Source organism: Apilactobacillus xinyiensis (genome assembly GCF_019656235.1).
Taxonomy (GTDB): domain Bacteria; phylum Bacillota; class Bacilli; order Lactobacillales; family Lactobacillaceae; genus Apilactobacillus; species Apilactobacillus xinyiensis.
Genome location: NZ_BPLL01000017.1, coordinates 15,319 through 34,129 on the forward strand (window position 1 = coordinate 15,319; position 18,811 = coordinate 34,129).

The 18,811-nt window shown below is 32.3% G+C and carries 34 protein-coding genes; 9 read left to right on the forward strand and 25 right to left on the reverse strand.

The window, feature by feature from the left end; translation table 11 throughout:
* Positions 1-9 precede the first annotated feature (9 nt).
* From K5Q11_RS05025 to K5Q11_RS05100, 16 genes are all read right to left on the reverse strand, one after another.
* Positions 10-423 (reverse strand): DUF1064 domain-containing protein, encoded by a 414-nt coding sequence (locus tag K5Q11_RS05025; RefSeq protein WP_220751583.1) that lies wholly within the window; start codon positions 421-423, stop codon positions 10-12.
* A complete protein-coding gene (locus K5Q11_RS05030) occupies positions 420-899 on the reverse strand; it encodes a hypothetical protein (protein WP_220751585.1) in 480 nt (159 codons plus the stop codon). The genes K5Q11_RS05025 and K5Q11_RS05030 overlap by 4 nt, the downstream gene beginning before the upstream one ends.
* Before the next feature lie 32 nt (positions 900-931).
* Positions 932-1,861, reverse strand: coding sequence for a DnaD domain protein (locus K5Q11_RS05035; RefSeq protein ID WP_220751587.1), 930 nt, complete (start codon positions 1,859-1,861; stop codon positions 932-934).
* A 4-nt stretch (positions 1,862-1,865) separates the two neighbouring features.
* Entirely contained in the window at positions 1,866-2,042 is a 177-nt protein-coding gene (locus K5Q11_RS05040) for a hypothetical protein (protein WP_220751589.1), read from the reverse strand.
* 5 nt (positions 2,043-2,047) lie between these two features.
* Positions 2,048-2,287 carry a hypothetical protein gene (locus tag K5Q11_RS05045; protein ID WP_220751591.1) on the reverse strand — a complete coding sequence of 80 codons (240 nt, stop codon included), beginning with the start codon at positions 2,285-2,287 and terminating at the stop codon, positions 2,048-2,050.
* A gap of 134 nt (positions 2,288-2,421) precedes the next feature.
* Positions 2,422-2,829 (reverse strand): hypothetical protein, encoded by a 408-nt coding sequence (locus K5Q11_RS05050; RefSeq protein WP_220751593.1) that lies wholly within the window; start codon positions 2,827-2,829, stop codon positions 2,422-2,424.
* A 2-nt stretch (positions 2,830-2,831) separates the two neighbouring features.
* Positions 2,832-3,137, reverse strand: a complete 306-nt coding sequence (locus K5Q11_RS05055) for a hypothetical protein (protein WP_220751595.1) — start codon at positions 3,135-3,137, stop codon at positions 2,832-2,834.
* A gap of 1 nt (position 3,138) precedes the next feature.
* A complete protein-coding gene (locus K5Q11_RS05060) occupies positions 3,139-3,423 on the reverse strand; it encodes a hypothetical protein (RefSeq protein ID WP_220751597.1) in 285 nt (94 codons plus the stop codon).
* 53 nt (positions 3,424-3,476) lie between these two features.
* Entirely contained in the window at positions 3,477-4,328 is an 852-nt protein-coding gene (locus tag K5Q11_RS05065; protein ID WP_220751599.1) for a PD-(D/E)XK nuclease-like domain-containing protein, read from the reverse strand.
* Positions 4,267-5,289, reverse strand: coding sequence for a recombinase RecT (locus tag K5Q11_RS05070; protein WP_373311492.1), 1,023 nt, complete (start codon positions 5,287-5,289; stop codon positions 4,267-4,269). Before K5Q11_RS05070 ends, K5Q11_RS05065 begins: the two co-directional genes overlap by 62 nt.
* A gap of 15 nt (positions 5,290-5,304) precedes the next feature.
* The gene (locus tag K5Q11_RS05075) at positions 5,305-5,613 is read right to left on the reverse strand and encodes a hypothetical protein (RefSeq protein ID WP_220751601.1); all 309 of its coding nucleotides are present in this window, start codon (positions 5,611-5,613) and stop codon (positions 5,305-5,307) included.
* Position 5,614: 1 nt separating this feature from the next.
* Entirely contained in the window at positions 5,615-5,794 is a 180-nt protein-coding gene (locus K5Q11_RS05080) for a hypothetical protein (protein ID WP_220751603.1), read from the reverse strand.
* Positions 5,791-5,946, reverse strand: a complete 156-nt coding sequence (locus K5Q11_RS05085; protein ID WP_220751605.1) for a hypothetical protein — start codon at positions 5,944-5,946, stop codon at positions 5,791-5,793. Before K5Q11_RS05085 ends, K5Q11_RS05080 begins: the two co-directional genes overlap by 4 nt.
* Complete coding sequence (locus tag K5Q11_RS05090; protein ID WP_220751607.1) at positions 5,940-6,092, reverse strand: hypothetical protein; 153 nt, start codon at positions 6,090-6,092, stop codon at positions 5,940-5,942. The genes K5Q11_RS05085 and K5Q11_RS05090 overlap by 7 nt, the downstream gene beginning before the upstream one ends.
* A 421-nt stretch (positions 6,093-6,513) precedes the next feature.
* A complete protein-coding gene (locus K5Q11_RS05095; protein WP_220751609.1) occupies positions 6,514-6,786 on the reverse strand; it encodes a hypothetical protein in 273 nt (90 codons plus the stop codon).
* A 70-nt stretch (positions 6,787-6,856) separates the two neighbouring features.
* Positions 6,857-6,997 (reverse strand): hypothetical protein, encoded by a 141-nt coding sequence (locus tag K5Q11_RS05100; RefSeq protein ID WP_220751612.1) that lies wholly within the window; start codon positions 6,995-6,997, stop codon positions 6,857-6,859.
* A 50-nt stretch (positions 6,998-7,047) separates the two neighbouring features.
* Here K5Q11_RS05100 and K5Q11_RS05105 point away from each other — a divergent pair, with 50 nt between their 5' ends.
* Positions 7,048-7,338 carry a hypothetical protein gene (locus tag K5Q11_RS05105; protein WP_220751614.1) on the forward strand — a complete coding sequence of 97 codons (291 nt, stop codon included), beginning with the start codon at positions 7,048-7,050 and terminating at the stop codon, positions 7,336-7,338.
* On the opposite strand, the gene K5Q11_RS05110 is transcribed toward K5Q11_RS05105, so the two are convergent.
* The 3 genes from K5Q11_RS05110 to K5Q11_RS05120 are packed head-to-tail and all read right to left on the reverse strand — an operon-like array spanning position 7,335 to position 8,717.
* On the reverse strand, positions 7,335-7,571 hold the full coding sequence (locus tag K5Q11_RS05110) for a hypothetical protein (protein ID WP_220751615.1): 237 nt from the start codon (positions 7,569-7,571) through the stop codon (positions 7,335-7,337). The genes K5Q11_RS05105 and K5Q11_RS05110 overlap by 4 nt on opposite strands.
* A gap of 2 nt (positions 7,572-7,573) precedes the next feature.
* Positions 7,574-8,434, reverse strand: a complete 861-nt coding sequence (locus K5Q11_RS05115; protein ID WP_220751617.1) for a phage antirepressor — start codon at positions 8,432-8,434, stop codon at positions 7,574-7,576.
* Positions 8,435-8,477: 43 nt separating this feature from the next.
* Positions 8,478-8,717 carry a DUF739 family protein gene (locus K5Q11_RS05120; RefSeq protein ID WP_220751619.1) on the reverse strand — a complete coding sequence of 80 codons (240 nt, stop codon included), beginning with the start codon at positions 8,715-8,717 and terminating at the stop codon, positions 8,478-8,480.
* A 236-nt stretch (positions 8,718-8,953) separates the two neighbouring features.
* On the opposite strand from K5Q11_RS05120, the gene K5Q11_RS05125 reads away from it, so the two are divergent.
* The 4 genes from K5Q11_RS05125 (at position 8,954) to K5Q11_RS05140 (ending at position 11,786) form a co-directional block, all read left to right on the forward strand.
* The gene (locus tag K5Q11_RS05125) at positions 8,954-9,286 is read left to right on the forward strand and encodes a helix-turn-helix domain-containing protein (RefSeq protein ID WP_220751621.1); all 333 of its coding nucleotides are present in this window, start codon (positions 8,954-8,956) and stop codon (positions 9,284-9,286) included.
* Between the two features lie 329 nt (positions 9,287-9,615).
* Complete coding sequence (locus K5Q11_RS05130) at positions 9,616-10,410, forward strand: helix-turn-helix domain-containing protein (RefSeq protein WP_220751623.1); 795 nt, start codon at positions 9,616-9,618, stop codon at positions 10,408-10,410.
* Between the two features lie 66 nt (positions 10,411-10,476).
* Positions 10,477-11,151, forward strand: a complete 675-nt coding sequence (locus K5Q11_RS05135; RefSeq protein ID WP_220751625.1) for a hypothetical protein — start codon at positions 10,477-10,479, stop codon at positions 11,149-11,151.
* A gap of 2 nt (positions 11,152-11,153) precedes the next feature.
* Entirely contained in the window at positions 11,154-11,786 is a 633-nt protein-coding gene (locus K5Q11_RS05140; protein WP_220751633.1) for a S24 family peptidase, read from the forward strand.
* 122 nt (positions 11,787-11,908) lie between these two features.
* On the opposite strand, the gene K5Q11_RS05145 is transcribed toward K5Q11_RS05140, so the two are convergent.
* Both K5Q11_RS05145 and K5Q11_RS05150 read right to left on the reverse strand, forming a co-directional pair.
* Positions 11,909-12,133, reverse strand: a complete 225-nt coding sequence (locus K5Q11_RS05145) for a hypothetical protein (RefSeq protein ID WP_220751635.1) — start codon at positions 12,131-12,133, stop codon at positions 11,909-11,911.
* Positions 12,133-12,912, reverse strand: coding sequence for a ParA family protein (locus K5Q11_RS05150; RefSeq protein ID WP_220751637.1), 780 nt, complete (start codon positions 12,910-12,912; stop codon positions 12,133-12,135). The genes K5Q11_RS05145 and K5Q11_RS05150 overlap by 1 nt, the downstream gene beginning before the upstream one ends.
* A gap of 439 nt (positions 12,913-13,351) precedes the next feature.
* On the opposite strand from K5Q11_RS05150, the gene K5Q11_RS05155 reads away from it, so the two are divergent.
* The 4 genes from K5Q11_RS05155 (at position 13,352) to K5Q11_RS05170 (ending at position 16,336) form a co-directional block, all read left to right on the forward strand.
* Positions 13,352-14,299, forward strand: coding sequence for a replication initiator protein A (locus tag K5Q11_RS05155; protein WP_220751640.1), 948 nt, complete (start codon positions 13,352-13,354; stop codon positions 14,297-14,299).
* Positions 14,300-14,376: 77 nt separating this feature from the next.
* A complete protein-coding gene (locus K5Q11_RS05160; RefSeq protein ID WP_220751642.1) occupies positions 14,377-15,180 on the forward strand; it encodes a HipA family kinase in 804 nt (267 codons plus the stop codon).
* Complete coding sequence (locus tag K5Q11_RS05165) at positions 15,180-16,016, forward strand: DUF3037 domain-containing protein (protein ID WP_220751644.1); 837 nt, start codon at positions 15,180-15,182, stop codon at positions 16,014-16,016. The genes K5Q11_RS05160 and K5Q11_RS05165 overlap by 1 nt, the downstream gene beginning before the upstream one ends.
* A gap of 56 nt (positions 16,017-16,072) precedes the next feature.
* Entirely contained in the window at positions 16,073-16,336 is a 264-nt protein-coding gene (locus tag K5Q11_RS05170; protein ID WP_220751646.1) for a hypothetical protein, read from the forward strand.
* A 395-nt stretch (positions 16,337-16,731) separates the two neighbouring features.
* Here K5Q11_RS05170 and K5Q11_RS05175 read toward each other — a convergent pair whose 3' ends face one another.
* Genes K5Q11_RS05175 through K5Q11_RS05190 form a run of 4 tightly spaced genes read right to left on the reverse strand, consistent with a single transcriptional unit; the run spans position 16,732 to position 18,724 of the window.
* Positions 16,732-17,559: a GH25 family lysozyme gene (locus tag K5Q11_RS05175; protein WP_220751660.1), complete on the reverse strand. Its 828-nt coding sequence runs from the start codon at positions 17,557-17,559 to the stop codon at positions 16,732-16,734.
* An 11-nt stretch (positions 17,560-17,570) separates the two neighbouring features.
* Positions 17,571-18,071 (reverse strand): hypothetical protein, encoded by a 501-nt coding sequence (locus K5Q11_RS05180; protein ID WP_220751661.1) that lies wholly within the window; start codon positions 18,069-18,071, stop codon positions 17,571-17,573.
* Positions 18,072-18,084: 13 nt separating this feature from the next.
* Entirely contained in the window at positions 18,085-18,477 is a 393-nt protein-coding gene (locus K5Q11_RS05185) for a phage holin family protein (RefSeq protein WP_220751663.1), read from the reverse strand.
* Positions 18,478-18,520: 43 nt separating this feature from the next.
* The gene (locus K5Q11_RS05190; RefSeq protein ID WP_220751665.1) at positions 18,521-18,724 is read right to left on the reverse strand and encodes a hypothetical protein; all 204 of its coding nucleotides are present in this window, start codon (positions 18,722-18,724) and stop codon (positions 18,521-18,523) included.
* Positions 18,725-18,811 lie beyond the last annotated feature (87 nt).

Genomic DNA, 18,811 nt, shown 5'->3' on the forward strand with positions numbered 1-18,811 from the left:
TACATCTCCTTAAAATAGCTCCTTCGTAAAACCTGTTGGCTTACTTTTGACGATATAAATTGGTATCTGATACTTAGCTATAAACGCACGCATTCTAAGGCTTGCATCAGGCGTTATCTTATAGCCTTTAACATCTATGGCTTCAATCAATTTTCCGTCCACATATATCGTAAAATCTGGCGTGTAAACAGCTTCTCGATGTGTTTTACCAGCTAGTTTCGTTTTAGGTACAATCTCAAAACTTTCGTGAACTTTAAAATCTACTTGATCATACTTGAGTTTCATGTAGTATCCAGCTTCTGCTTTTGAATCGAAAATTTCATCATCTATTTGAAGTTTTTTAGCATGGTACTTACTTTTGTGTTTAACACCTGCTATACGTTTGATATGGCGTTTATATGGCTTTCCATTGGGGTAGTTCATGCGATGACTACCTTTCTAGTTCTGTATATCTTTTTGATGATTATCTTGTATTTACTTGGAAACCCAGCCATAATCCTAAAAGCTTCTTTTGAATCAATGTCAGCGCCTAATTTCTTAAGCTCATCGACAACGTTATCCATCTTAGCTTTTCTGATTTCGTGTTTTTTATATTTAACTAAGTAATAACTGGTGTTTAGTTGGTACTTATGAATCATCATATTGACCGTGGAAATGCTGGCGATTAGTTCTAAGGCAATCGCTTTTTGAGTCATACCAGCCGCTAACATTTTGGCAACCTTATACACAAAACCTTTTTCTCTTAGTTTCAAAGGTGTTAGGTCGTAAATATCATACGGATCAACTAGTTTTCTTTTGCTGTCTTTTGGACTTAGCAGCTCTTTTATCTTGATAAAACGTTTATCGTTGCTATCGGCTTTACTAATTGAACCGTACTCCTCTTCAATATCCTGTATCATTCTCAGTGCTGTTACGTTCATTGTTATCGCTCCTATAAGTTATCTATTTCAGACAGTAATTTAGCTTTTCTTTCTGCCAGTGCTTGCTTGTCTTCATCTTCTGCTGGTTTATCGTCTTTAGGCTCTTTAGGTTTATCCTTAGCCCAATCTGGTAGTTCTTCTTTGATACGTTTACCTTTATCGTATGGTTTCCTGCTTTTAAAATTACGCTCGTTCCTATGTTCATGTTCAGCATTTTGCTGTTTAGCTTGTTCTACATTTTTAACCTTTTCTTTTTCCCATGCACTAAATACAGCATTTAGATATCTGCCTACTCCATAGGAACTGACGTTATTCTTCCCTGCAGTGTAAATGGCGTAGTAAACAACATCAGATGAGAATTCATTAATCCACTCTTGCAGGTCTTGTCTAACAATAGAGTTAGGGAATCCCCAAAGTTGTTGGTATAACTCATACGGATTTTTCTTAGGATTGATTTTAGGTTTTGAACTTTCACTTTGAGCTGACTTGCCAGAGTCAGACTCGCTACTACTACTACTACTACTTCTATTAATCTTTTTATTAATCTTTTTATTATCTACGCCATCTGTGTCGTGGGGGTATAGACATCTGTGTCGTGGGGGTATAGACATCTGTGTCACCACCCCCCTGTCATCTGTGTCACCACCTAGATATCTATCAGAAAGCGTTATATAACGTTTTTCTACTTCTTTGGAGTTTTCCTTATAAACTAAATTTACATCGATTAAACCGATTGATTTTAGCCTAGAAACAGCCCTAGAAACTGAACGTTCTGATATCTCAATATTTTCACCAATTTTCTTATTACTAATGAAGCATTTGTCGTTAGCATTTAAAATCGTAAAGATGTGACCATAAACTAATTTTTCGGTAGAAGTTAAATTTTTACCAGAAACATTAGCTATCGGAACTTGTAAAAAATAACGTGTGTTTTGTGTCATGTGATCACTCCTCACTATCTATCATTCCTACCTTATTTGCGTGTAGCATTTGTAAAGCTGTATCAAGACTAAAGCCCTGCGAAGCAAGCTCCATCATGTAAGTTGAATCAAACTTAGCTAATAGTTTTGCAGTATCAATACATTGTTTCTCTTCTTTACTTAGCTTTTTCGTTTTTCTCATTGCCATCACCCTTTAAAATCAACTATCTGATCTACCATGCATTTAATCTCTGCTTTAACTTTATCTTCGTCCCACATGTATTTACCACACTGCCAGTCCGTATAGTGTGCTGTATCAAAACCCAGTACAGTGTTACCGTCTTTTTCATCGAAGTATGTGATACCACCATGTACATCGACTGGATAGTCATCAACATCAACATTTTTATCATTCGTGTATTGAATAAATTTACTGTCATTTGGCACAAAAACACATCCACAGTAGTGGCTGTAACCGTGTAATCCGGATTTTATGAGAAATTTATCAATCCATAATCAATCCACTTGATTTCACATTTAATTCCTCTGTAATTGAAATAAGCCATTTTAAAGCTCCTTTATTAGTTAAAAAATCTATTTTTGTAATCTTCTAAAGTGATAGTTGCTGTTTTGGCAACATTGGCAAAGTTTTTACCATGAGTCTTTTCTATATAGCTATAAAGCTTGTTTAACTCTTCTTTGTCAAAAAGGCAGTCTTCACTTGCGTTTGTAAAAAGGTTGATACTAGCTATACTGTAGTCATCTTTTCTTTTGATGTAGCACATTGGTAAATCAAGTGTGACACCAATCGTAACTACATATTTTTTAGTGTCATTCATAACATCTTCCTCGGTATACTTTCCAGATTGTGAAAACATAAAATCAAGTAATGAAGCCAATCTTGTGTATTCGTAATCTTTTAGCACTTGCTTATGCAAGTCATCTAGTGATTTAACTTTGAAGTGGTTATTCAATTCTTGTAAATCCATGATTAGTCCTCTTCTCTATTTGCCTTATATGCCCTTAAAAGTTCTGGAACATGACACGCATATGGATCAATTGGTTCATCAACATCGTAGTTGTCAAACAGCAGTTTATGTTCTTTAGCTAGTGGTTCAATAGCATCAAAGAAATCAGCGGTAACTTGCTCATAACACATAACTAGTTTCTTTTTAGGAAAGATTTCTGCAAAACAAGTGATATTATCACAGAGCCTATAGCTATTCTTGGTTTTGCTAATATATGATTTTTTGTTTAACTTTTTAAGATTTTTTTCTAATTGATTTAATCCGTTCATATTAAAATTTCTCCCCTAAAGCAATACGTTTCATAAGTGGTTGTAGCCAGCGTTTATAAAATGGCTCATTCTTCAATTCTTCTTTAGTTTCAGCGATTAAAAGTATGCTGGACACCTTTATACCTAGCACACCTGAGTATGCTTCCAGCACGTTGTTATTAGGTTCCATAGAGCCATCTTCAATCAAGCGCAAACAAAAACCACCTATTCCTAGTAACTCTCCAAAGTCATTAACGCTACTTCCGTATCTAAGTCTTAGTCTTTTTAATGTTTTTGCTAATTCCATAACGTCCTCCTTAATAGGCTTTTCACCCTATCCGGATAGTTAAGGCTATCGTCCTAGTACAATTCAATATCATCGATTGAAGTTATTTCGTTCATAATTTTATGACTTCTGCAATAGTCACAATGCCCACAATAGTTTGGCTCTTCTTCACCATTTTTCACACGTTGGATATGTGGTTGCAGTTCTTCAATTTGATTCATTCTGTCGTCCATACGCCACTCTGGAATGCTTAACATGGCTTTATCTGGCGTTGACTGTTTAGAAACAGCGATAATAAATGGTGTACACTCGACATCAAATGTTTGCTTGATTAATTCCTTATATATCGCCATTTGCATGTCATATCCACGATCAACCGCAAAATTCGTATATCCATTTTCACGCTTGTTATAATGCTTTTTATGAATATCATCGACTGTTTTAAGGTCAAAAAAGCATTTATGCTTTAAATCCAAGCAGTCAATTTTTCCCATCCAATCAACACCGAAAATTTTACCTTTAACAATAACTTCCTTTTGACCTTGATAAAGTAGTCTAAAACGTTCTTCATTTTCTAGTGCCTTAATGCATTTTTGTGCCTGCTTAAAATCGCTTTTAAGCCCCTTTTCTTTGTTTCCATATTTATAAAGGCTATTTTCGTTAGCTTTTATAAAGCGTTCATGGGCTTGCTTACTTTCAAAATAAGAATGTAAGTAGTTACCAAATAATAATGGCGTTGGATTAGAAAAAGGCTGATATTCATGCTTTAATTGTGCTAAAGCTGCTGCTTCACATTGCATAAAGTTCCAAAAAATTGATTTACTTTGAAAGTGCCAATTAGCTTGATTTGAGTAATAATTTTTATCATTCAGTTGGAATGTCGTTGATGTTGGCGAATAGGCTTTCTTGTCCTGCTTGGTCTTCATTTGAATTGTCATCACTACTCATCTCCTCACTATTGTTGCTTTGACTTGATTTAGCTTCCGTGGGCTTTTCGCCAGCTTTAGTTAATTCTTCTATGTCTTCATTTACAGGGGTGTCTTTTATTTCAATTTCTTCACCCTGATTATTTTCTGGTACTAATTTTTCTAAAGCTTTTTCTGGTTGGTGGCCTTCATCTGGTTTGACTTCGTTGTTTTCTTTTTTACTGTTGATCATGGAATCAATTGTGTTTTTGTTTTCTGGTGTAACGTCTTTTCTAGAGTCGTCATATTCTTTCTCAGTTGTGTCGTTGATAGCTTGAACGAATAAGTCATTGTCGTTCGAAGAATTGATGTAGAATTTAGCTGCACGATTGATAACAGTGCGTTTAGCCATTTCTTGACTGAAGTTTCTTCTAGCACCACTATTTTTAGCTTTAGCTTGATTCCAACTGGTATCAATTTCTTTTTTAGTCATGATAGTGTAATCACGACTACCATCTTCTTTTTCAATAAAAGCAAACGCTCCAACGATAGCTTTATCACGGTTTTCAAACTTTGGTATGAATTTTTTAACTACAGTATTAAAGTCATCATCTGACCCAATTTCGAATTCATCGCCTTCAAAAACAACTTGAGCTTTAATTTTCTTAACGTTGCTTAGTCGATTGATAACACTAATAGTTCCAAAATATGATCGTTGCAATACTAATTCCTTGCCATAAGGAATGAAGTAGCATTGATTCTTAGCTGAACTCAAGCCTTGAATAGCCATGTTGAATAACGCCTTAGTAATCGATTGTGTACTGCACTTTTTAGCTAAGGGTACGCCATTAGTGGTATCAGTCAGCTCTAACCATGCTGACTGTAGGGCGTTAGATACTGAGTAACCTTTCGGCAATTGAAGCCCTTGTTTTTCTTTTAAACTGTCAATTTGGTTTACTACACTTTGTACTAATTCTGTCATGATTAATTTCCCCTTTTATGCAATTTGTTTTTTGATGCTTTTGACTTCAATGTTAAAAAAGTCAGCTAAGCTTTCGTTTATTTCTTTATAATTGTCTTCGTGGCAACTGTTGACTTCGATAATTTTGTAAGTTTCGTTATCTTTTAAAGCTTGCAAAACGTCTGTATCAGTTGATAACTCTTCTTCAATATAGCCATCTTCGTGCATGAGATATTGCTTTAAGATGTAGATGTCTTCTGGGATATATTCAAGGCCAACCACTAAATACTTTTCATACTCAACTAAAGGTTCACCGGTATAATCAAATTCTTGCGTGAAATTCATTTTATTCGGCCTCCTTTTGTTGTATACTTGAAGTATTAATATTTTTGCTAAGTCCGTTATCTTGCCCAGAGATAACGGCTTTTTTTGTGTCATGGTTACGATGAAAGAAGTCTCTAACTCTTGAAAAGCCTTCTTCATCAGTACCTTTTAGCATGGTTAAGTAATCGTGTTCAATTTTCATAGTTTAATTTCTCCTTTGATTTTGTTAAATTTTTCTTGGATATAGCATGCAATTTCAGTTGATTTTGCCATAATAGCTTCTTTGTATATAAAACCTAGCGTAAAACCGACAATGGCACCGAAACTGGTTGAAACAACATCTAAAACTAACATTTTAGTTCCTCCTTCAAACGCTTGATTTCTTGTTGATACTTATAACAATCAGCAACTAAAATATTCTTTAAAGCTGTTAAATTTTTAATCTTAATTTCTTGATACTTAACCTTGTCTTCAAGGTTCTTAATTGGTCTTTCTATCATTGTTGACACTCCTTAACTTGATTAATATTTAATATGTTGTACAATGTAGCCACTCCTTCGGGAGTGCGATAGATTTCTCTTTAATAAATCTCTTTAACTAGTAGCCCTAACATTTAACTGTTGGGGCTATTGTGTTGTACAATGTAGTTGCTCCAATGGGAGCTTTCTTCATTGGTCATAACCATCCTTTCTTTAATACAAGTTTTGTACAAAGAATCAATTCGACAAATCTCTGATAGCTTTTAGCTGTTAGAGATTTTGTTTTATAATGAAATGTTTGACGATGAAAATAGAACAAAAGTTAAAAATAATCTGATAAAAGCTGAGATAGCCCTCAGCACTAGAGGAATTTCAAAAGAATTTTTAGATTCTACTTTCGAAGTGTTGTAGCTGTTCACACCAGCTATAGAACTTTTTGTTTTCATAGTTTCACGCCTTCTTTAAGTAGCTGACTAGCCATGCGATTAGTTAAACTATTTTCATGGTTATCAACTAACACTTGCTGTATATAACGTTTCATATCTTGTTGGCTTTCAAAATTTGTGTTTTTCAAAGTAATCAGCACTTCTAACATGTTGCTTTCACACATTGCTAGGTCATGTGCTAGTTGTTGTTTACTTAGTTGGCTGTTTTCTAGCATTTCTGGTCTATCTTGCTCATAATCAAGCAGTTTAGATGATAAAGTTTGTTTCATAGCTTAACTTCCTTTTCTATACATATTTGATTTGCATAATAAAATTTGTCTTCGTCCCATACGCTGGTTTTTAGCCAAATTCACAGTGTATATTTTTGGCTATATATTTCTTTAAGCGTTCTGGCTGTTTGCACCAGTCAGGATGCTTTTTTAGTTTTTGCAGCACTTCTGGATTAATATTGAATTTAACTTTAATAGTTTCTGACCTCATGACTATTCCTTCTTTCTATTGTTATAATTGTTTTGAAAGGTGGTGATATTATGGACTTGATGACAAAAGCACAGATAGAAATGCTAAAAATTTTTGATAATCATGAAATCAATGAGTATCCTAAAATTTATCACAATGCTTTATCTGCAATTTATGAAAAATACGGTGAAGAAAGTTTTGCTTTAGATGTTCTAAAATCTTTAGGAACCAATGACAATGGTTTCATTAATTTATCAGTTAGCATGGATCCACAAGGAACTCCACTTCCTGCTGTCGTGAAACCACGTTCTAAAATGATTGTTTCTCTTTTAGGGAAAGAATTTTTAGAACTCAATAGCTAACGAAGTCTATAAGTTATGCCTTTATACATGAGGTATAACTTTTTTTGATTGCAGTGATATAGGTAGAATGGATTAACTTTTTTCTTAACATCGTCTTTATCAATGATGGTAATCTCACTCTTCCTATATGTTTTATTCAGCATTTTTTCACAGAGATATTCATCAAGCAATTTAACTGGAATTTTTTCGCCATCTTCGTTGTAGTAGAATAAAATACCTTTATAATCTTTCATATCTATTCCTCCAAATCTAAGTTGCCGGGCAATTGAATTGGTATTTGATTGATTTTCATTTGCATGAACTTTTCAAGTAAGTAACGTTGTCCTTTGCCAGTAATCTTAGGTGTGTATTTGATTTCTATATAACCAGAGTTATGTGGCACCGTTCTGGACTTAACTTGGAAAATCTTTAAGTTAATGGATTTTTGCGTTGGCATATTGTAATCACTGCCTTGGCGTTTAATTAGGTATCCATTTTCACGTAACCATTCAAATAATCGCTTCTCACCAATGTTGACAAGATTGTTACTGATGATTTTAGCCATTTGGCGTACTAAAATACTTTTTTCGTTCACTTCAATGGCATCAGCAATTAGTGCTTTAGGTTTCAAACGTTTCACTTCATCTTTGGCATCTTTATAATTAGTTACCAGTTGTAGTAAATTGTCTGGGTCTTGTAGAAGCTCTATAACATTTGATGGTTGTTTAGTTCGACCATTGTAACTACCAGTCTTTTGAATGCTTGGTAAAACTTCATCAGTTACCCAGTCTTGAAAATCTTCAGCTTGTGGCAATGTACTACGTAAAACTAATGAATAGATTCCCGAAATATCGATTAGAGTTTTAGCTGAATGGTCATATCCGCTCCATAAAATTTCGGTCGACCCCAAATTGGAACAAGCCGATTGTGTCAACGTTTTGCGGTGTTTTAATTTGATATGGTCATTTACTGCCTTGTTTGGTTGACGATAATTAAGCAGTTTGGCTACTTGTTTACCCCAGAACCAAACCTTGTTGTCAATCTCAATAGTAAAAATGTCGCTTCCGTTAAAATCAAAATTATTAATTGGTGTTACTTCTTTTACTGCGTTCATCATATGAATCTCTCCTTATTTTGAATTTTTAAGATGTTTGCTTATTTCAAACCGCCATTGGTTTGTTTAAGTAAACTTTGAACGTAAAAAAATACTGAGGAATTTCTTTCTTAGGAATATCCAAAGCGGCACAAATTCTATCGATTTCATCTTGATAGAACCCTTTCCCGTTGAGTCTGCTATTCAGCGTAGGTCTTGAAACCCCTATGATTTTAGCAAGTTCGCCTTTGGTCATTCCATTTCCATAGCCTTTCATTCTTCCGTAAAGCATTGAAAAATCATACATATAAATCCTTCTTCCTTGTTGTTTATTAGTTTTGTTTAACTCAACAATTTATATAGTAAACCACATTTTACAATTTGTAAAGTGCTTTTAACTAAATTGTTTATTTTTATTCAACTTTTTTAGTGAAACAGGTTGTTTAACAAAACAGTTTGTTTTATAATATTGATTGTTGATTAAATTAATTCAACAAATTAAATAGATTGGAGGTGAACCTAGTGGAAAACTTCCAAAGTAGATTGAATAAAGCGCTTGAACTCAAAAATGTAAAAGCCACTGATTTAGCTAAGCATATTGGAGTTGATCGTTCTACTATAAGTTTTTGGAAAAATGGTAGAACAAAGCCTAGACAAGATAAAATATTTACTTCAGCTAAATTTTTAGATGTTGATCCTGCTTGGCTATTTGGAGCCGATGTACCACTAAGCAGTTTTGAAGAAGCTATGAAAAGAAACAATTCTTCTAATGAGCTTCAAGATGAAGCAATATCTAAATTTAATAGGCTAAGCATTGAAAATAAAAGACAAGCTTTAGGCTTTATAAGCGGTTTACTATTTAATCAAGAGAAATAACGATCAAGAGCAGTTGCCGCTGCTCTTTTTTGTTATCTAAAATATTTAGCAATCAATCAGAAGCGATCGGTGGTGGTCGCTTCTTTTTTAATAAATACATAGAATCGCCTTTCCAAAGTGGCTCCGTCAAAGGCCGCTTTTTTATTTTGCTCTCACATACAAAAATTTTTCGCATGTATATTTGCTGATTGCTGTATCAATCAACAGTTAGTAGCATATATCCACATGCAAATGGAATAAATAAAAAAATGCAAAATAGACACTAACTTGGATATAAAGTAGAAGTTTATGGCTATTTTACATATAATTATTGAAAAGGAGCTGTTTATGTGATAGGAGAAGAAAGCTTACAAGATTTAGCTTTAAAGCGTAAAAGTATGGGACTCACACAAGCAGATTTAGCTGCTAAGTGCTTAGTTTCAGTTAACACCATCAAAAAATGGGAACACCGAAAAGGGACTATAAAAAAAGAAGACATTTTAAGATATGCCAAAGTCTTAGAAGTGGACCCCATGCAAATAATTGATCCTGATCATGTTTTCAAACATTATTCGGATAGAAGAGATACAGAAACACTTAGACGTGTCCCTACTATTAATGCTATAACCGACATATGTATGGATTTAGAGCCTAGACGCGTAGAGAACATGTATAGGTTCGGAAATGGACAACTAGAAGAACAAAATCAAACTAAAGTAACGTATAAAGCACTGGAACAAAATGTGCAAAAATACGACCTTAAAATTAACGGAGTTATTCGCAGCGACCGTGATATTGAATTTTTTCCAGAAAATAAAAAGCACACCGAAGAGTTTTATGGAATTTTGCCTGATGACTATGGTTACGCTATGAAGGTTAGGGGTAATCATTTATACCCACTCATTAGAGACAACCAGAGAGCTTTTTTAAAACGAGCTTATGCATGGAGTTTATTTAGTGGAAATTTTGTTATAGTTAAAAATAAAAAAGGTTCATTCAGAATAATGCAGTTTAGATCTAACCATAAAAGCATATATCTCTTGCCAATTGATCGAGCCGATGAAAAAATAAATGAGCATCAAAAAAGGTTTCTAATGAAACCAGAAGAAGAGATTTTATTTGTTATCAAGTTAAGCGGATATTAGCCATATTTAAGTATCAATCAACTTCATGTATAATTTAATGCGTATATACATATAGGAGGATGTTTTATGTTAGATTTTATAAGTTATATTTCTTCAGCAATTTGGTTTGTTTCGCTAATTTTAGTAATTGTTTACTGGCGAAGATGCAGAAAAAACAAAAAGCAATTCCCACAAGAATATAAGAAAATGAATCAAGAAAATGGAAATGCTCAAAAATTAAAGAAAAGCTTGATAGTTTTACTTGTTTCATGGGTAATTGCAGGTATAACCGGATTACCGGGTGAAAACCGTGAAGAAGCTAAACAAGATAGAATTGATACAGCACAAAGAAAAGCTGAAAGTAAAAAGAAAGCAGCAGAAAATAAGAAAAAGCAGGAAGATAAAAAGGAAGCTGATCTCGTAAAGGCAACGAAGGAAAACAATGAAAAGAAACATTTAGCTGCATATAAAAAAGACTTAAATACGATTCCGGATAAAACTAAAGGAATTATTTCAAAAGCTTATATAGATGAAAGTGGCAGTGAGCAAACTACTGTAGTGTTAAGCGATGAAACACTTAACGTTTCTGACAGTGAGTTGAAAAACATTGCACATGAAGCTTATAACTATATGGAAAATTTCATAAGTAACTATAAGCCACTTCCAGACGATTCTTTGGCTGATTCAATCAGAATTATCGACAGTTCTGGCAATTTAATTGCTAAGACGTCATGGGGTGACTTCAAATATGTAGGAGAATAAAAATGAATTCAACAGAAAAAGACAGCATAATAGGCATGAACTTCAATTATTGCTTAGCTGAACTATGTAAAACTATACCCGAGGTCGCAAAAGATTTAGGTGTTCCCGAAATACAGTTGCACTATTTAATGTGTGGAATTGTCAAAGATAGAAGTATAGTTGATAAAATCATTAATTATTTTCAAGCAGATAAAGAAACTTTCAGCTTTATAAAAAGAAGAATGTCTACTAAAGGGTTTGCTTACGTTCCGATAATGAACAAACTAGAATATGGAAAAAATGCTAGAGTAATTATAAATATTAATGGATATTTGCCTATGAAAGATGATGAAAAAAGCTATCAGTTCAATAATAATCCTTACTTTATACAATCAACAGATAATAGTATGGATCCAATAATTTCTAAAGAATCTATGGTTTTAGTTGAATACGATAGTGATAAAGATTATATAGACAGTCCTAACGGAAGTATAGTTATAGCTTTGGTTAATGGTAAATTATATATTAGACGTTTGTACCACGTTAGTGGCAAAGCAATTTTAAAGTCCGATAATAAAAAATATAAAGATATTGTGTTAAACAAAGAAAAATATGAGTTATTTGGAATAGCAAACAAGGTCATAAATGATTTATAAATAAAATAAGTCCCCTACTGCGTATATATAGATATACACAATAAAGGGGACTTTTTATTTGCAATTAAATATGTAATATATTATATATTGGATATTACATATTATATATTTGATATTGGATATTACTTTTCTACTTTGATTATTCCATCTTCAATAGCGTGCTTAACAGCTGTGTCCATAACCTTAATTATAGGTATATCATTTTCAGCAGCATACATCTTTACTTTCCTATAGTAGTACATGTGCAATTGAACTGCTCTTTGTTTTGTCATACCTTCAGTTGGCTCTTTTTCACCAATTTGTTTGTTAATAGTGTCTTTATAATCGTCTAAAAAATCTCCTGCCATTAGATCATCTCCTGCGCTCTTTCTTCAATTTCGTCTACGACTCTTTGATACATACCAATAGAACGAAAGTCCCAATGGTCTCTTTCTGTTATTCCATAAGCTGTAAATCCTTTGACTCGTTCTTGTGCTTGTATTTTGTTTTCGTATACAGCTTTTTTAAAGTAGTTTTGTGCGTCTTTAGCAATTTCATTATCTATCTTAGCTTTTTGATATAGATAAATAATTACTCCTAAAAATTTAAAACTTGGGTTATACTCTGCTCTTAAAGAAATAAGTTTTTTAACAGTTTTTAAAGCAGAAGTGTAACTCATCTTTTGGGTTTGTAGTACAACTGAGATTCCATCACAAGCAAAAATTGCATTAGCTACTATATCATTAAAAGTAGGTGGAACATCGATAAGTATATAGTCATAATCATTTTTCAACGGTTCAATCTTTTCTCTTAAAATATTCCATCTAACTGACTTTTTTAAGTTACTAATTCTATCTGTCCACTCGTTTAATCCGTCATCAGCTTTAATAATATCTAAATTATTAGTCATACTGACTATAGAAGAAGACAAATTTCCGTTATTTAAACTTTTAGAAAAAGGAACCATTGCATCTTTATAAATTTTATAAGTATCACATATCATTTCTGATAAATTCTCTTGCGGATCGAAATCAATTAATAATATTTTTTTATTTTTCTTCGCCATTAAATAACCTTGCATAGCGGTAAGCGTGCTTTTGCCCACACCGCCTTTAAAGTTATAATTCATCAAAACTTTTCCAACCATTTATACACCGACCTTTCAAAAATAATTCTACCATAAAGTAATATATAAAATCCAATATATTATATCCAATATCCAATATATTACATATTATATATTACATATTGGATATAAGTTATATTATTTAAAAAATGCCTTTATTTTTTTAGTAATTTGAGTTATTATTAAATCGTTAAATAAAAAAAGACATAGAAAAAAGAGCGTTGATTAATAATTACTCGCAATAATTATTAATCAGCTTACAAGTACCGAACTACTTGCTCGCCTTTTAACGCTCTTAATTCAAATATTCTGTTAAGGTTAGCAATTCGTAGTTGCTAACAATTCAATTAACATTATAGTTGATATTAGGAGTTTTTTCAATATATACATAATATTGAGGGTGGCAAGTTGTAAATTCTTGCTTACCCTCTTTTTTCTATCCAATAGGGGAGATAGAAATATGAACAATCAATTTATTAAACTATACACAGAATTCGAAGAAAAAGGGCTAAAACCAAACGAAATATCAGTACTGGCACATTTATATGACCGCATGAATTTAAGCGTAAACAACAGCAATTTTTACGATAGAAAGCATAATGGCTACTACGTTATATACACTAGAGAAGAGTTATCAGAACAAATTAACTTAAATGCTTCAACTATCACTAGAATCATTAAAAAGTTAGCTAACTTAGGCTGGATCATTGTTAAAAAAGGTTTCAACGCACCTAACCGTTTCTTTTTACCACATTTTGTTTTACCCAAATCATATAGAGTGCAAAATGCACCCACAGAAATTGCAAAATGCAATACTATACAGACTGACTTTAACCAAACTAATAACTATACAGATAACACAGTTAATACAACGACTGATGCTGAAACTGAACCTGTAGTTGACCATGCTAAACAGTGGGCTAAAGCTACCCAACAAAAAGTTGGCTTAACTTTCACTGCCTTACAAGCTATTCAAAAGTTCTGTAAGCATAACGTGGAAAAATGTAAGCAGGTAGTCCGTCTAATATTAAACGCTAGAAACAGTGTTGCCAAAGCTAACCGTTTAGTTAAACAGCCGGTGGCTCAATTTGAAAGCAATCAAAACATCATCAATGGACTAGCACAACAGCTAGAACATATCTTTTCCTATGCGGTTAAATTACCACAAAGTAACTATGCAGGGTATGTAACCAATGCTTTAAAGGCTTACTTTACAGCTGCTTTTGGATTGGAAACTAAACCAGTAGCGGTTAAACCAACTGTGAAAGCTACTAAGTTCAATGATGGTAAAAAACGAATCCATGAAGAATTGCCAGCATGGGCTAGGGACGACTATGAGTTCAAAGCGGATGAAAGTGTGGATATGGGCAAAAAGGCTAAGCTGGAAGCTATGCTTGCGAATATTTAAAAATATCAAACTATATTAAACTTTTATTTATGTTAAAATCCATATTGATGAAAATAAAATAATTCAGGAGTATTTTTATGATTCTACCGAAAGTAAAAAATGTTATTTCAAATTTAAAAAGTGGATATACACATCCTTTCATAGTTAAATGTGATAATTCAGATAATACATCTGAATTATTTGTACTTAAGGCAATTAACAAGGACATATGTGGGAAAGCCCTTTTTAATGAATTAGTATGCGGTAGGTTAGCTGAACAATTGGGTATGAGCATACCCCGTTTTCAAATTGTGAATTTAACAAACGATATAATTTTAAACACTCCTGAAATGCAACAGCTTGATTTTATTGCAGGTCCATGTTTTGCATCTCTTTATAGAAAAGGTAGAGGTATGTCTCAAACGTACGTTAAGATTTCTAAAAACAAAAATAGGCTGCCAGAAATTATACTTTTCGATCAAATTATATTAAATATTGATAGATGTAAAAGAACAGACAATATACTGTTCGATTCAAAAACAAAAAGTTTTTTTCTTATAGACCATACGGAAGCCTTTGATATTGCACAAATCTGGAACATAGAAGAACTAAAACATAGGATGAATAAAACACCTCCATATTTAACAAGTGAACTAAAGGGCGAATGTTACGATAACATAAGTTGCTTAGTAAAAGGTATGAATGATTTCAGAAGGTTTAAAGAAGCTGCCAAAAAAATAAATTATAATGATTTAATTAAAAATATACCTGATGAATGGGGAGTATCAAAAGAAGAACAAGAATTTATCCTAATATTTTTAAAAAGTAGATTCAATCAAATCGATGATATAATAAAGGAATTGAGAGAGAACATATTTAATAACTGGAAGGGGGCGTCATAATGAAAATAAACTATATGATTTTAAGATATATTCCAAGCTTTATTAGAAAAGAAAATGTTATTGTTGGAATTGTTATTCATGTTCCTGAAAATGGAACTAGTAATTTCTTTCAAACTGAAGCATATAAAAGAGTGCACTTCTTTGATGATGAGCTAGATAAAGAAATGTTTTCGGCGGATATGGATTCATTTCATGAAGCATTTGATTTCCCTTATTACAAAAACAAGTTAGATCAAATTGGTCATTTTAATTTTGATGATATATCTGATGATAATTTTTTAAAAAACAGAAATAACAATTATGCAAACGAATATAGATTTGATAATCCAAATTTTATAGACGCTGAGAAAAATGAATTAGATGAAGAGATAGAGAGATTAAAAGACATATATCTTCATTATGACAAGCCTAAAGATCAAAGAACTGATAATAAAAAATTAAAGAGAACTATATCAAAAATATTAAAAAACAAATTTTCTAAACAAGATTTAAATAATAATATAGGTAAGTATAAAGACCCCATTGGTAAAATGAATATATTTGATTATGAAATAAAAAATACTTTTTATAGAGTGTTAACCTTTGACTATAAAAATACTAACTACTTGCTCAATGAAATCGAAGTATCTTTATTCAAAATTGGTAACATAATGAATTCTTCCGATAAAGATCCAGTTAATGTTATATTTGTCGTAAATAATGACTATGAAAAGAATAAAGAAATTTATGATTCTTTTTGTAACTACATTCAAAGTCATTTTTCTGATGGAAATATAAACATTCAAGTGATGAAAGTTATTGATTTTGTACAGGGAAACAAAAAAATTATTGTGTAGTATAATTAGTGTAAAATATCTATTTAAATTATTTTAAAATTACGAGGAGTACTTTTATGATTGATTTTGAAGATCCATATAAAAATGATTCAGGAGATTTGCACAAATCTTTAAGAGAAGCAATTAGAGAAAAAATTAGAAATGAGCAGGCATGTTTAGATATTACTTTAGAAGATAGAGAAAAATTTAGGAAAGGTGAAATTAATAGCTTTGAAGGTGAAGGATTTTTTAATTCTAATATACAAAGATATAAAAATAGAATTAATGAATTAGCTGAACAGCTAAAGAGTCCTAATCCAGATGCTAATATATTAGATTAAAAATAATTTTCTTAATAAATATATAAAATATCGACTAATAAAATCTTAGAAACAACATATAATTTAAGGAACAAAAAAGGCTATCAGCTCATTTTGAGTTGGTAGCCTTTTTGTTTTTATAAAAACAAAATCACCATTGCATAATATAAAAATAAGTATATAGTATTTCTTAAGATATTCTTAACATTTTGAGGAGAGATATTATGTGGCTGATAATTGTTTTGGATTTTTTAATTTTCATATTTGCAATCTTTGGATGCATTAAAGTATTTGAAAAAAATTAATAATTATTATAGAAAAATATTCATACAAAAAAAGCTACCAACTCGATATGAGCTGATAGCTTTTTATATGTGATAACTATTTAACTATGTTTTCCAAGCTAGTATTATACACTATTCTAGCTTGCTGATGAACTTAGTATTACCACTTAGGTAACCTACTTTAGTTTTAACACGTGTTGCTTTGCCAACCTTTATAACTGTTCCTTCTATCTCGGTGTTACGACCTAATCTAGTTTTAACTTTTTTGGTTAGCTTTTCGTCATCGTATACATTCATTACGTTAGGTTTAGTTTTGAATAGCTTACCAGATTGCACATAAGTAGGTTGTTTAACATCTTTTTTATCGTTAGATTTTTTATTGTTAGATACTTTCTCTACAGTAGAAAATTTACCTTTAAAGTCGTATGAGCAATCTACACCATAGAAGTTATCAGTAAATTGCCACATGTTCACGCCGTTTAGTCCCGGTTGTTTTACTCCATATGCTGCTACCCAGATGTCAGCATTATATGCTAGTTTACTGCGGTTAATACGTCCAGAATTGAACCATGAGCTACTTCCATATACCCAAAGGTTTTTATATCCAGCGTCATGTAAAACCTCTAAGAATTGATTTACTCCACTAGTTGTGTAGTAAGGCAAAGAAGGAGCTTCAACGTCAATTACTAAATTAGTAGTCTTGTCTAAGCCACAAGCCCTAACTTGTTTTAAAAAGAAGTTGGCTTCAGCGACTGGATTACCTTGATAAAAATGATAAACGGAAACAATTCCAAATGCTTTCCATGAATTGTAAACTTGGTATTTACATACTGGGCTGATGTAGTTAGTACCTTCAGTTAATTTAACAATCGCCCCACGGACACCTTTTTTCTTAAATCCATTGAAATAATCTAATGAACTACCTTGATATGAAGATACATCAATTACTAATTTTGCCATAATCTCATCTCCTATAAGTTTGGATTAAAAGGTTCTTTTTGTTGACCTACATTATCACCTACATATTCTGGTTGCTCTGTAGTTGCTTGATCAGTTTTAACTTCTTGTACTTGTTCAGCTGGTTTACCAGTACCGTTGTCTACTCTAGGCAAAGGTAAACCTTGTTTATAACGCAATTCATTAACTGCTGACTCAACCATACCACTTAACAGCCTTACTGAGACATTCATATTATGCTGGTCAGCGAATTGTTGCCCTTCTCTGATAGCTTGCTCTTTCTTTTCGTTTGATGGCACGGGGTCGTTATCCACATTAGCCACGAAACACTTTATAACGTTTTGTAAAACGCCAATGGAGTTACTAGCAGTTTGATAAACTTGATGTTCATTACCAGTAGTGTGACTGGCTTTGGAATCTAGTTGTTTCTTTAATAAATTTAGTAAGCAGTATCCAAACACTAGAAATCCTGTTACTCCAATAATATTGATTGTGTCTGTAATTAATTTTAACATTTAATTATCTCCTTTATTTTTTATCTTCACTTGCGAAAATATTATCTAAAATCTTTTGTAAGTTGCCTGTAAAAGCTCCCATAGCGTGCAAATTTTCCACTATGGAAATGGCTTCATAAAGTAATAATGCAACTGTAAATCCGTCTGATATATCAAAACCGATATGTGCGTGCATATAGTTGTTTACTAGGTCATCAGCCATATTAGCGATTGGAATACACATAATGGCTAGTAGCTTAATTAGAAGCCCATATAGGTATGACCTACTTTTTAATCTGCTATTGTGTGCTGACCTAACAGTTCCAATAATCGTATCGAAAACAATTAAAACTAAGTACCAATGTATCAAATGCACACCGTTATTATCGAATAGCCAAATGGCTATTTTATTTAGTTCTTGCAGCATGTAGTAACACCTTCATTACTCCTTTCTGAGTGCAAAATAAAAACTACTGTTGTGGTTGCTCTCCACTGTCAGTAGTTTGTTTGGGGCTATTTTGATTTGTTTGTTGAGCTTTCTGTTCGGCTAAAGCCTTTCTCAACTCTTTAACTCTTGTATAACATTGGTCAGTTATATAACCTACCGCTTTAAAGTTTTCAATGTCTTCATCTGTGTAATATTGATATCCACTAATTACCATGTTGTCGAACATAATTAATTACTTCCTTTCATTTTAGCTAATTGTGATAGTAGCATTGCTTGTTGTTGCTTTAGTTGCGTGTTTTCCAATTGTGATTTA